The following is a 10,716-nucleotide window of genomic DNA, read 5'->3' as shown; positions in this document are numbered from 1 at the left end:
AATCTCTTCCATAGACGCCTCCATTCAGGTTGTTTGCAAACCCACAATGGCACATCGAGGCCAGCGGGGGCGTCTACACCTTCACAACCACAGCGGCATTTGTGCTGGCAGGCGCCGGGCTGTTGGATGACAATCGGGCAACGCTGCACTGGCATTTCCGCGACAGTTTTCGCGAAACTTTCCCTGAAATTGAATTGAGCGACCGTCCCTTTGTGGCGGACGGCGCCCGCTGTACATCTTCAGGAGGGGTGTCTTCGATCGATCTGTTTCTGGCTTTGATTGCTCAGGACCATGGGCAGGCTTTTGCGGAGCGCGTGGCTGAAAGCATGAACTACGGATCGATCCAGCAGGTGCAGAAAACCACCAGCGCGGAAGCGCCGGTGTGGACGCGGGTCCGCAATCCCAAACTGGCGACTGTCATCGGTGCTATGGAACAAAACCTTGAAGAACCACAGCCACCCTCAGCGCTGGCCTTGCAGGTCGGTATTTCTGGCCGTCAATTGGAGCGGTTGTTCCGCAAGCAGCTGAATATGACCCCCGCGCAGTATTATATGAAACTCCGCCTGCGCCGGGCCTATTTTCTGCTGACCCAGACGCAGATGAGCGTGTTGGATGTGGCGCTGGCTTGCGGATTCCAGACGTCCAGCCATTTTTCCAAATGCTTCAGGAAAGAATACGGTGCAACTCCGGCTCAGATGCAACGAGGTGGCTGAGGGGGGAGTGCCCATCTGATTTGTGATTGCCAATTTGTTTGCGCGTTCTGAACTGGTTACGCCTCACGCATGAAGATATCGTCCCAAAGCCCCACCTGAAGGGCTTTCGTTTTCCGCGTTTGATCATCGCATATGCCGTTTGGGTCTACCATCGCTTTGCGCTCAGCACCGCCGATGTTGAAAATCTGCTCGCTAAGCGCGAAGTGACGGTCCGCCTGCCGCTCCGGCGTAGCATGCATTCAAACGAACTGAACCACTACCGACTGGCGTCGGTAGGATCGGCGATATGGTTTTCGAGGTATTGCAAGACGATGTCCTCGGTAATGGCTCCGTTGGTGGTCGAGAAATAGCCCCTGCCCCAGAACCGACGCCCCCAATAGCGCCTGCGCAGTGCGGGGAATTCCCGTTGCACCTTGTGTGACGAACGGCCCTTCATCTTGCGCACCAGATCCGCAACGGCGATCTTCGGTGGCACCGACACGAACATGTGGACATGGTCGCTCGACAACACCCCACGCAAGATGTCGACCTCGTTCTCGCGACAGACCTGACGGATGATGTCACGCACCCGCAGGCGCACCCCGCCGGTCAGAACTTTGTAGCGATATTTCGTCGACCAGACGATGTGATAGCGGTGATAGAAAACGCAGTGTTTGCCGGTGTCATACTGCATGACCTTACCCTCTGGAAAATGAGCCTCCCGACTGGCTTCGGCTCATTTTCCAGAGGGTAAGGTCATAACACGATACCTCGCGCTGAAGCAGATCCGACTGGAAGTCGGAGGGTTTGCTCCAAAACGTGGATACTAAATGGGTGACCAACTGACCGCAGCGGGGGACGATGAAGTCGCGCGAATGCGACAACGACAAGGCCGCACCGGCGATTGATGCCTTGGCCAGTTTTTCGTTTACGTCGTGGAAGAGTCAGGACAGTTGCGAGATAAATTTACACCGGACGTGAACAATTCACTCTGGTGCATCTATCAGTCCTCGAAGATCCCCCGGTCAGCGCCGCGATGACATGCGGCGCAGTTCGACATGGAACCGGCCTTCTGAAGTCTGCAGGAAGAAACCTCGCCATCATGCTCGGAACGGAACCAGGGCATTTCGGAAATGCGCAGAGGCGTATCTTCCGGGGGCACCCGGTTCAGAAGCCCGGAGGAACGCCCACCTGCGTCGGCGGCGTTCTGGAACAGGTAAGCCTCGATCTCGGCGCGGGAGGCTTCATCCAGGGTGGCATTTTCACCGAAGTGGTCGTCCAGCGTGGTCATGATCTTGATCCAGGACCGCCGAGGCAGGAACCCGGCCGGATAGGCCATGTGGCATTCACTGCACTCGGCCTTGGTGGCCGCATGAGTCACCGGAGGCATGTATTCGCCTTCGCTGGCAAATACCGGAGCGGCGACAAGCGCAAGGAATGCGACGGAAAATGTGTGTTTCATGGGGTTTCCTTTCTTCAGAGGCTCATGAGCCAGGAGATGATGTCGGCTTTTTCCTGGGCGGTGCAGTCGCGCCCAAGCACAGAGTTGCAGTTCCGCCCGAACCACTTTTCGACGAATTTAGTGTCGGTGAAGCGTTCGGCGTTCGCGCCGGGGGCCAGGGGATCAATCGGTTTGCCGGTGCGGGCCTCACCGCCCCTCGTCGGGTCCGCTGAATGACAGGTGGTGCAAGAGGGCGTATCGGGTTTGCCACCCGAATGCGTAGCCATAAACAAGACCTTGCCGTTTTCCGGTAACGGCATTGCACCCGCCTTGGCACTGTAATGGCCGATCAGGGCCTGCGGTGAGGTGTCCTGCGCCAGAACAGGTTGGGCCAACAGGGCGACAGTCAGGATCAGAACGTGTTTCATTGGGTGGGCTCCTTGGGAATTGAAATCTGGAATGGGCTGAACCAGCCCGTCTCGGCATCATTGTGGCAGGCGATGCAGTTCGAGCGGCTGTAGATGAGGCGGCGGTTGAAGGTGCCATCAGCAACCGAGGCATGAAGACGCCGCCAAACGTCCGTATCAGCCAGAGCGACGAGAGAGGTTTCCTGCAAACCCGTCCATAGCAATGCGGGTTTGCTGTCTGCCGAGGCCGCTGCGTGTTGGCTCAACCAATCCACGATCTCAATGCGGGTTTCTTCCGGCAAGCTGGCATCTTCGCCGAAATGCTCGTCCAACCTGCCCATCATCAATTCCCATGACGCGGCAGGGCGGGTGGAGGGGTGATAGGCCATGTGGCAGGCGGCGCATTCATCGCTATAGACCTGCGCCATCGGTCCGACCGGCGGAAGGGTCAGGGGACGCTGAGACAGCCCCTTGGTTGCCAGAGCGGCTCCAATCACCAGCCCGGATATCAACAGGGTAGCGAGAACCAGATGCGCGGGATTAGGCGGCGCGACCAGATCATCGTCGCGCTTCTCCTTGCGCCCTGTGATCATCGCATGGGCGAGGTTCTCGCGGCTGCGGCGGCTTTCAATGATGACTCCGCCGACGTGCAGGACAACGAGACCCAGCAATGCAAAACCGGCCAGTTCGTGGAGTGCGCTCCAAAACGGACCCTGATAGGCGGGCAAAGAAGCTGCCAACGGCCCCGTCTTCAATCCGCTGCCCAGGGCAGTGACCCCGGTCAGGCCAAGACCGATGATCAGGAAAAGCAGGGCAAAGACCATCAGAGCCCCAAGCGGATTGTGCCCGATATGACGAGCATGGGCCGCACCGGCCTTCAGATGATCGGCAATCTGCGCGGCACTTGGAAGAAACTGCGAGAACCTTGCATAGGTCGGGCCGGTGAAGCCCCAGACAATCCTTGCAGACATAAGAGCAACGGCACAGGAACCGGAAATCAGATGCAGGCGTATCCACGATGCGTCCAGAAGGAACCCGGAAACCAAAGCCGTGGTGACACTTGCCACCAGTCCCCAGTGAAACACCCGAATGAATCGACCCCAGACGAGATGCCGGTCGTCACCCAGTCCTTCGAATGGCGCAGGAATGTCACTCATTGGTTCTGCCTCTCATCAAACTCTCCGGAAGTTTGTCAGAGGTGCGCTGATGCCGACCTGATGGGGGCTGTCAGGGAATTGTCAGGCTGTGGACAAGGGCAGAGTAATCCGAACCAGCAGCCCCGGATCGCGGGGAGTCAATTCCAGAGACCCGCCCAGGGCTTCGGTCAGTTCCGTTGCAATCGCCAAGCCAAGGCCGGTGCCGGTTTCGTCTTCGCGCCCACCCCGGCGCATGAGGGCTTCGATTTTCTCTGGGCGAATGCCCGGGCCATCGTCCAGCACAGACAAAATGGCCGCCGCCTCTTTTTCCCGCGCGAATACCCGGACCTTTCGTTTCGCGTGGCGAGAGGCGTTCTCCATGATCGCGCCAAGGATTTCGAACAGGTTTTCCATATCCGCAGCAACCATTATGTCGTCGGGTGTATCGACCTCCCACTTTAGCGACATGCCGGAACCGGTTTTTTGAACGACCGCGAGAACGCGATTTACAGCTTCCGCAACATCGGTTTTCGCGGCGGCTGCGCGAGATGCGATCCGGACCCGGTTGAGTTCCCGATCGACATGTCGGCGCATCGTGTCAGCGGTGCTTTCAATAGAGTCCGCCGTTTCAGCCAAGCCAGCCGCACGAACCCGGCGCGCCTCTCCGAGCAAAGCCTGAAGCGGCGTCTTCAACCCATGTGCCAGATCACCCGCCCGGTGCCTGGCCTGTTCAATGTCCTTTTCACGTTGAACAAGCAAGGCATCGACCTCGCTCGCAAGTGGGCGGATTTCCGTCGGGAAATCATCGCCTACACGGTTCACATTGCCGGTCCTGATTTCAGCAATTCGCTGTTCAATTGAGTTCAGAGGGCGGAGCCCTGCGAATACTTGCACCACTCCCGCGACGACAAAGAAGAGCACCAAAGTGAAAGTATACGGCAAAAGGTCTTCCCGGAATTCTTCTGTGCTTTCCTCAAGGTTGGCAGCGTCCATGGCAACGGCGGCGCGCATGGGGATGCCCCCCAAGCGCGCCGGAAGCTGAACACTGCGCTCCATGACAAGCAATTGGGTGCTCCCTGGCCCGGGAAGGTAATGCACATGAACCGCTCCGTCCTTTAGATGATCAGGCGGAAGATCAAGCGCAAGGTCCCAAAGCGATCTGGAACGCATCTGCCGTTCTTCTGTTTCGATCTGCCAATAAAGGCCGCCAAAAGGGATGGTAAACCGGGCATCGGCCGGAGCCGATCCGATCCGGATTTGCCCTGTGTCATCGCGTTCGACCCCGGCGAGAATTTGGTCGAGTTGGACCGAGAGCTCGTCAATGGCCCGCCGTTCCACATGAGAGGCGAACAGAAGTCCCAGCCCCCAGAACGCCAATATCAACGCGACCGACACAGAAAGTGCAGAGGCCACAAAGAGCCGAAGACGGAGCGAACCTGTTTTCACCCAAGATCCTCCGCTGCCTCCAGGAAATATCCGAAGCCGCGCTTGGTGCTGACAATGCCCGCCCCGAGCTTCTTGCGCAGCCGGGTCAGGATGGCTTCCAGAGCATTGGCCTCGCGGGCGTCGTCATCCCCATAGAGATGTTCCAAAAGTTCCGTTGGCGGCACGACACGGGAACGATGCAGCATCAGATAGGACAACAGCCGGTATTCCAAGGATGTCACCGATACCGGCACCCCTCTGACCGATACGGACATCCGGTTCGTGTCGATGGTCAGATCGCCCAATGTCTGCACCGGCGAACCCTGACCGGCAGAGCGGCGCACCAGCGCCCGCGACCTTGCCACCAGTTCCTCCATCCGAAACGGTTTGGGCAAATAGTCGTCAGCGCCAGCCTCGATCCCTTCGACCCGCTCATGCCAGGCGCCGCGCGCAGTCAGAACCAGCACCGGCATTTCGCGGCCATTGGCACGCCAGCGTTTCAGCACACTCAGCCCGTCCATGCCCGGCAGCCCGAGATCAAGAACGACAAGGTCATAATCTTCGGTGTCGCCCAGGAACCATGCGTCCTCGCCGTCCTCGGCGGTTTCCACATGAAAGCCCGAGGCCTCCAAAGCCGTCTGGAGATCCTTGCGGATGATCGGATCATCTTCGACCGCGAGAAGCCGCATCAATCATCCCCTTCCTGCCAGCCTTCCTGTTCGACTGCGAGTATCTCACCCGTTGTGGCATCCACCATGACCTCGATCATGCGCCCCGAACCGGTGATCAGCTCAAGCTCATAAACATAGGTGCCATCTTCGCGCTCAAACTCTGCCTCGAGCAATCGGGCGTCGAATTCGTTCAGAACGTCCGGAATGATTTCCGCCAGCGGGATGACTTGGTGCTGGCGCACCGCATCCCGGGCCGCGTCATGGTCTTCGGAAGCGAATGTTGGGCTGGCCAAGGCGCCTATCAGGATGATCAGAGCGTGTTTCATGTGGGTTAAATATCGCCTTTGCGCTGACAGTTCGCTGACACCTGCTGTCAGACCGGCATCAGGAGAGATTTGAGAAAAGGGGACACCAATAGGGCAATCCCGCCCGACTCAGTATGGAGAACACCATGAAAAAGACTCTTCTTGCCACCACCCTGATCGCCGCCGCCACCGCAGCTTTTGCTGTCAACGCCGCCACCGACAAGGTTCAACCCGCGTCGCCCGCAGCCGTCACCTGGATGCCGGTTGGCGAAGTTGTCACCAAGCTGGAAGCGCAGGGTTACCAGGTTCTGGAAATCGAACGTGAAGACGGCCGCTACTACGAGGTCGAAATGCGTGACGTAAACGGATTCCAGGTCGAGGCCTATCTGGACGCCTCGACCGGCGAGCCGCTGCCCAATAGGTCTGAAATGGACGATGATGAAGAAAGAAAAGACGACGACTGATCGGCAAAGCTCAACAAGAACGCCCCCCCATGGCGAGGTTTCACCATGGGGGTATTCATGCGGGGTCAGCCCGCCCAGAATTCATGCTTGAAGAATTCATTGAGATCGAGCAGCCAACTGGCTGGTGGAAGACCGAGCACGGTAAGCACGACCAGTGCAACAACGGCAGCAAGTCCGATCATGGCTTCGATCCGGTGTCCTTGCGGGCACATTCTGTTGCCAAGGATCATGGTCTTGAATGTTCGAAGATGCAGCGCTGCATGCCACAGCGAAAACCCGACAAAAAGCGTGGCCAGAACAATGTGGATGTCATTCCATCCTTGGCGGTCCAATCCCAGCAGCTTCCAGTCGATCGTATTGGAAATTTTGCCCTTCGGCGCGAAATACAACACCTCTCCGCTGACCAACATGGCCAGGAAGGAAAAGGTCACTCCGAAAACCGACATGGCGCGACCGGCTATTTTGAATCTGACGCTCGCCGTTGCTTCTACGTTGGCCATAATTGCCTCCATTCATGCTGTCTGCAGCATAGGGCGAATGCGGAAAACCCGCTTTGATCCAGATAAAGTCCCGTATCGAAAGAGAAAGGCCCAATAACCCAAGCGGAAGATCGCTCGGCCAATTTCAAACATCGTGTCAGTTACCGGACATTCATAACTTTCGCAGCAAATGCCCGGAAACCGCCCTTTGTGCTGAATACCACCTGTCGAGAACAGAGATCGATGGTTTAAGCCCCTACCCTTCCTTGGCTTTGCGCGTCCATCAACTCGTTGCCCACAGGCCGGAAATTGGAGTCGCAAACATGTTGTCCGCGAAAGGTACAACCTGATCGTGGTCGTAGAGAACGTGCCCCTGGATGAACTTGTGACCACACGCCTCTGCCAATCTACGCATCCCGGAAAAGTCGCTAGAAGTAACGGTAGCAGACGACTTCACCTCGACCCCAACGATCTCGCCACGCCTGTTTTCGAGAACGATATCTACCTCGTTTCTGTCTTTGTCGCGGAAATGTGAAAATGTGCACCTTTGCTCGCTCCAGGTGGCAATCTTGCGCAACTCGCTGAACACAAAGGTTTCCAGAATCGACCCGAAGGGTGTCTTGTCCTTTTTGACAGTGTCCGGAGAAATGCTGCGCATGGCTGCCAGAAGGCCTGCATCCAAGAAGTGCAACTTGGGGGATTTGGTCAGGCGCTTCAGGCGATTGGTGAACCACGGCTGCAAACTGTGCACGAGAAAGAGGTTTTCAAACACTCGCACGTATTTCTGAGTGGTCACGTGATTCAGACCTATGGCAGCACCGATCCCCGAGTAGTTGACCAGTTGACCAGAATGCTCCGCCAGAACTCCCAGTAGTTTTGGCATGATTGCGAGCTGTTCGATCTGGGCCACATCGCGAACGTCTCGTTGTACAATCGCATCAAGATAATCATGGTACCAATCCTGCTTTCGTCCCCATCTTTTCCGGCCAAGAGCCTCGGGGTAGCCACCAGAAAGAACTGTCTCAACAAGTTCATCTCCAATGACCGGCTTGTCTACGACAGGGGCTTTGGCTTCGAATGCCCGGTCGATAAAACCCGATTTCGTTTCTAGGATTTCCGTCTGGCTGAGAGGCAGGAGACGGACAATTTCCATTCGCCCGGCAAGAGAGTCCGCGACCTTCGGAATGGTCATTAGGTTGGCGGAACCGGTCAGCAGAAACCTCCCTGCCCTTTTGTCATCATCCACCGTTTTCTTGATTGCCAGAAGGAGGTCCGGTGCTCGCTGAATCTCGTCGATGACCGCCCGGTCCAACCCGCGAACAAAACCGACCGGATCATCTATAGCTGATTGCAATACAGTCGCATCGTCCAATGTCAAAAAGGGAACTTTGTCAGAGGCGATTTCTGTTGCCAGAGTTGTTTTGCCAGACTGCCGAGGTCCGGAGATCAGAACAACACGCGTGTCGGACAACGCTTCTTCTATTCTGGTTTTAGCAAATCTTGGATACATGTTTGAGCGGCTTCTCTTCGTCCGATTGAAAGTAAGGGACCGACCAGTTGAAAGTCAACATCCGACCAACTGAAATCGAAAGCCCTGAAAACTGAAAGCACTGCTTGAGCTTTACATCACAACAAGTGAATTTTTTTCGTGGTTTCTTTCTGTAGACCGGCCGAGATTTTGAACATCGGCCTTTGTTGCCAACAAGGCCGTTGGTCTCATTTCAACACTTTCCATCTTTGCCAAAAGAAAAATCACACAAGAGCCTTGAGACCATTTCTTCTCGGCGCGCTGAAAGACATTCCCCAGAACCATGAAAGGAATAGCTGGGCCACGTGCTGAATTCATTGCATACCCGGTTTTGTCAAATCGAAGATACGATGCGACATCCTCCATAAGCCGATCGTAATGTGCCTGATCCTTTGCCAAGCGTAGTTAGGAGCGGTTCTATTGCAATCTTTTGACCATTGACCTTCTTGCTACCTTGAAACGCAGCCTGCGTTTCAAGGTTGTTTCAAACTATCCGTGGTTTTCGAATACACCCGGTTCCAACTCTTCCCAGAACGCGAAAATCGCCGTTGCGTTTAATCCCGACCTCCACCCGTGCGCGCGGAAATGTTCGCGATCCAGATCGTCAGTCAGGCCAGACAAAAATAACCTCTTGTCCGCATCACGCTGGGTCGGGTTTCGCCGCGAAACCAGATCTTCGACGACGGCCAGTTTCCGAGCCCGTTCGGTGCGCTCTGCCGCGCGGGCCTCATAGGCCTGATCCTCACGCGCCTTACTCTCTGCCCGTTTCCGGGCCGCTTCAAGAGTACCGGGGCTTGGCTCAACCGGCTCGGGCGTCTCAGTCGCTCGTTCTCTTTCTGAAGCCGTTTCAGCTCCTTCAACTGGTCTACACCCATTCCGCCGTACCTCTTGCGCCAGCGGTAATAGGTTTGTTCAACAACGCCGATCTGCCTGATCGCGTCAAGACGGGACATGCCTTGCCCCATCAGAACTTCAACCTGCCGTAACTTCGAGACAATCTCTTCCGGCTTCGGTCTCTTGTTTGCCATTCTTGGTCCTCCGTTTCCTAAACATAACGGTGGACCAGTTCAGTTGGGGAGGCTCAGTACGTGAATTTTGGACATTACCATTTTCTGAGCACCACCGAACAAGCTACTGAGCGAAGTAGCGCTTGAACATCACAGTCAGAAATCCAGATTAACATTGCATCTCGTTTGAGAACCAACCGATGACCTTGTCGAATGCATCGCTGTTGTTCGCGTTTCTGTTTCTAAAGAGTTGATAAAAATTCCCCGTTTCAATTTTTTTTGGGAACGCTGGTACTAGCAGTTCATGATCCACGAGCTGCCGCACGATGTGTTCCCACCCCAATGCCACACCTTCACCGGCAAGTGCCGCTTGTAAAACAACGGAGTAGTCGCTGAAAGTTATTTCCCGACTGACCGACGGTAATTTCATCTCCGCCATCTGCAGAAAGTCATTCCAGGATACGCGTGGGTTTGCAAAATGAATCAGCGTATGACCGCCCTGGAGGAGATTTTCCTTAGGTTGATTGAAATTGGCATAGTACTTGGGTGAACACACGGGCAAAATTGCTTCCTTTGCAAACTCGTTAATTACCGGGATCGCGCTACACGTCCCCTCAAGGCGCACGCCTAAATCGGCTGCCCCCAGTTCGCCAATCGGCTCTCCGCTCAGTATTTGAAACCGGAGTTCGATTTCAGGGTGCTTTGCCGCCAGGCTACCGATCCTGGGAATCAGCCAATGTGTGACGAAGGCCGAAGAAGCCGACAAAAGGACGACTTGTTGGCCCTGCATGTCCTTTTGGATTTCTTCAATGGCCTTGGTGATTTCGTCGAAGCTCTTGTTTACCACGTCAAACAGGTGTTGCCCGTGTTGTGTGAGCGTTACCCCTTTGGGTGAGCGTTTGAACAGCTTGAATGCCAGTTGTTGTTCGGTTTTCTTGACCAGCCGACTGACCGCCGCCTGTGTGACGCCAAGGCTTTCCGCCGCTTCTGAGAAGTTCTCGTAAGTAGCAGCTGCCGCAAATGTGCGCAGCTGGCTTCCTGATGGGATTTTCTTAAACGAACCAGTCATGACTTTTTGTAACACCATCCCGATCATTTGTGGAGTTGCCTTTTATGCGCCCTGTGCTTCTCTTACTTAAAAATTCTGCCTTCTAGCAGGAT

13 protein-coding genes and 2 pseudogenes are annotated in these 10,716 nt (G+C 55.7%); 3 read left to right on the top strand and 12 right to left on the bottom strand.

What is annotated here, in order from left to right; genetic code table 11:
* The first annotated feature begins 212 nt into the window (after positions 1-212).
* Positions 213-713, top strand: a complete 501-nt coding sequence (locus ACR0AO_RS21800; RefSeq protein ID WP_480608480.1) for a GlxA family transcriptional regulator — start codon at positions 213-215, stop codon at positions 711-713.
* Positions 714-790: 77 nt separating this feature from the next.
* Positions 791-925, top strand: a pseudogene (locus ACR0AO_RS21795) (IS6 family transposase); the annotation flags it as partial.
* 44 nt (positions 926-969) lie between these two features.
* On the opposite strand, the gene tnpA reads toward ACR0AO_RS21795, so the two are convergent.
* The 7 genes from tnpA to ACR0AO_RS21760 all read right to left on the bottom strand — a co-directional run bounded on the left by tnpA (position 970) and on the right by ACR0AO_RS21760 (position 6,098).
* A complete protein-coding gene (gene tnpA, locus ACR0AO_RS21790) occupies positions 970-1,386 on the bottom strand; it encodes an IS200/IS605 family transposase (protein ID WP_480608479.1) in 417 nt (138 codons plus the stop codon).
* A gap of 309 nt (positions 1,387-1,695) precedes the next feature.
* Positions 1,696-2,154, bottom strand: coding sequence for a diheme cytochrome c (locus ACR0AO_RS21785; protein WP_480608477.1), 459 nt, complete (start codon positions 2,152-2,154; stop codon positions 1,696-1,698).
* Between the two features lie 14 nt (positions 2,155-2,168).
* Positions 2,169-2,561 carry a DUF1924 domain-containing protein gene (locus tag ACR0AO_RS21780; protein ID WP_480608475.1) on the bottom strand — a complete coding sequence of 131 codons (393 nt, stop codon included), beginning with the start codon at positions 2,559-2,561 and terminating at the stop codon, positions 2,169-2,171.
* Positions 2,558-3,697, bottom strand: a complete 1,140-nt coding sequence (locus tag ACR0AO_RS21775; RefSeq protein WP_480608473.1) for a cytochrome b/b6 domain-containing protein — start codon at positions 3,695-3,697, stop codon at positions 2,558-2,560. The genes ACR0AO_RS21780 and ACR0AO_RS21775 overlap by 4 nt, the downstream gene beginning before the upstream one ends.
* Before the next feature lie 81 nt (positions 3,698-3,778).
* A complete protein-coding gene (locus ACR0AO_RS21770; protein ID WP_480608471.1) occupies positions 3,779-5,122 on the bottom strand; it encodes a sensor histidine kinase in 1,344 nt (447 codons plus the stop codon).
* Entirely contained in the window at positions 5,119-5,790 is a 672-nt protein-coding gene (locus ACR0AO_RS21765; protein WP_480608470.1) for a response regulator transcription factor, read from the bottom strand. The genes ACR0AO_RS21770 and ACR0AO_RS21765 overlap by 4 nt, the downstream gene beginning before the upstream one ends.
* Positions 5,790-6,098, bottom strand: coding sequence for a PepSY domain-containing protein (locus ACR0AO_RS21760; protein WP_480608468.1), 309 nt, complete (start codon positions 6,096-6,098; stop codon positions 5,790-5,792). The genes ACR0AO_RS21765 and ACR0AO_RS21760 overlap by 1 nt, the downstream gene beginning before the upstream one ends.
* Positions 6,099-6,223: 125 nt before the next feature.
* On the opposite strand from ACR0AO_RS21760, the gene ACR0AO_RS21755 reads away from it, so the two are divergent.
* Positions 6,224-6,541: a PepSY domain-containing protein gene (locus ACR0AO_RS21755; protein WP_480608466.1), complete on the top strand. Its 318-nt coding sequence runs from the start codon at positions 6,224-6,226 to the stop codon at positions 6,539-6,541.
* 65 nt (positions 6,542-6,606) lie between these two features.
* On the opposite strand, the gene ACR0AO_RS21750 is transcribed toward ACR0AO_RS21755, so the two are convergent.
* The 5 genes and pseudogenes from ACR0AO_RS21750 to ACR0AO_RS21730 form a co-directional block, all read right to left on the bottom strand.
* On the bottom strand, positions 6,607-7,041 hold the full coding sequence (locus ACR0AO_RS21750; RefSeq protein WP_480608465.1) for a DUF4405 domain-containing protein: 435 nt from the start codon (positions 7,039-7,041) through the stop codon (positions 6,607-6,609).
* Between the two features lie 262 nt (positions 7,042-7,303).
* Complete coding sequence (locus tag ACR0AO_RS21745; RefSeq protein WP_480608463.1) at positions 7,304-8,530, bottom strand: ATP-binding protein; 1,227 nt, start codon at positions 8,528-8,530, stop codon at positions 7,304-7,306.
* Positions 8,531-8,641: 111 nt separating this feature from the next.
* Positions 8,642-8,914, bottom strand: a complete 273-nt coding sequence (locus ACR0AO_RS21740; protein WP_480608461.1) for a hypothetical protein — start codon at positions 8,912-8,914, stop codon at positions 8,642-8,644.
* Between the two features lie 439 nt (positions 8,915-9,353).
* A pseudogene (locus tag ACR0AO_RS21735) lies at positions 9,354-9,576 on the bottom strand (transposase); the annotation flags it as partial.
* A 148-nt stretch (positions 9,577-9,724) separates the two neighbouring features.
* Positions 9,725-10,651, bottom strand: coding sequence for a LysR family transcriptional regulator (locus ACR0AO_RS21730; RefSeq protein WP_480608459.1), 927 nt, complete (start codon positions 10,649-10,651; stop codon positions 9,725-9,727).
* Between the last annotated feature and the right edge of the window lie 65 nt (positions 10,652-10,716).

Source organism: Ruegeria sp. AF8 (assembly GCF_056541825.1).
Note: the sequence above shows the minus strand (reverse complement) of the source record. Positions and strands in the feature narration are given on the sequence as shown.

Excerpts from the sequence above, each read along its gene's own strand:
- tnpA (WP_480608479.1), bottom strand. The coding sequence starts at position 1,386 with ATGCAGTATGACACCGGCAAACACTGCGTTTTCTATCACCGCTATCAC.
- ACR0AO_RS21785 (WP_480608477.1), bottom strand. The coding sequence starts at position 2,154 with ATGAAACACACATTTTCCGTCGCATTCCTTGCGCTTGTCGCCGCTCCG.
- ACR0AO_RS21780 (WP_480608475.1), bottom strand. The coding sequence starts at position 2,561 with ATGAAACACGTTCTGATCCTGACTGTCGCCCTGTTGGCCCAACCTGTT.
- ACR0AO_RS21775 (WP_480608473.1), bottom strand. The coding sequence starts at position 3,697 with ATGAGTGACATTCCTGCGCCATTCGAAGGACTGGGTGACGACCGGCAT.
- ACR0AO_RS21765 (WP_480608470.1), bottom strand. The coding sequence starts at position 5,790 with ATGCGGCTTCTCGCGGTCGAAGATGATCCGATCATCCGCAAGGATCTC.
- ACR0AO_RS21760 (WP_480608468.1), bottom strand. The coding sequence starts at position 6,098 with ATGAAACACGCTCTGATCATCCTGATAGGCGCCTTGGCCAGCCCAACA.
- ACR0AO_RS21755 (WP_480608466.1), top strand. The coding sequence starts at position 6,224 with ATGAAAAAGACTCTTCTTGCCACCACCCTGATCGCCGCCGCCACCGCA.
- ACR0AO_RS21750 (WP_480608465.1), bottom strand. The coding sequence starts at position 7,041 with ATGGCCAACGTAGAAGCAACGGCGAGCGTCAGATTCAAAATAGCCGGT.
- ACR0AO_RS21745 (WP_480608463.1), bottom strand. The coding sequence starts at position 8,530 with ATGTATCCAAGATTTGCTAAAACCAGAATAGAAGAAGCGTTGTCCGAC.
- ACR0AO_RS21740 (WP_480608461.1), bottom strand. The coding sequence starts at position 8,914 with ATGGAGGATGTCGCATCGTATCTTCGATTTGACAAAACCGGGTATGCA.
- ACR0AO_RS21730 (WP_480608459.1), bottom strand. The coding sequence starts at position 10,651 with ATGATCGGGATGGTGTTACAAAAAGTCATGACTGGTTCGTTTAAGAAA.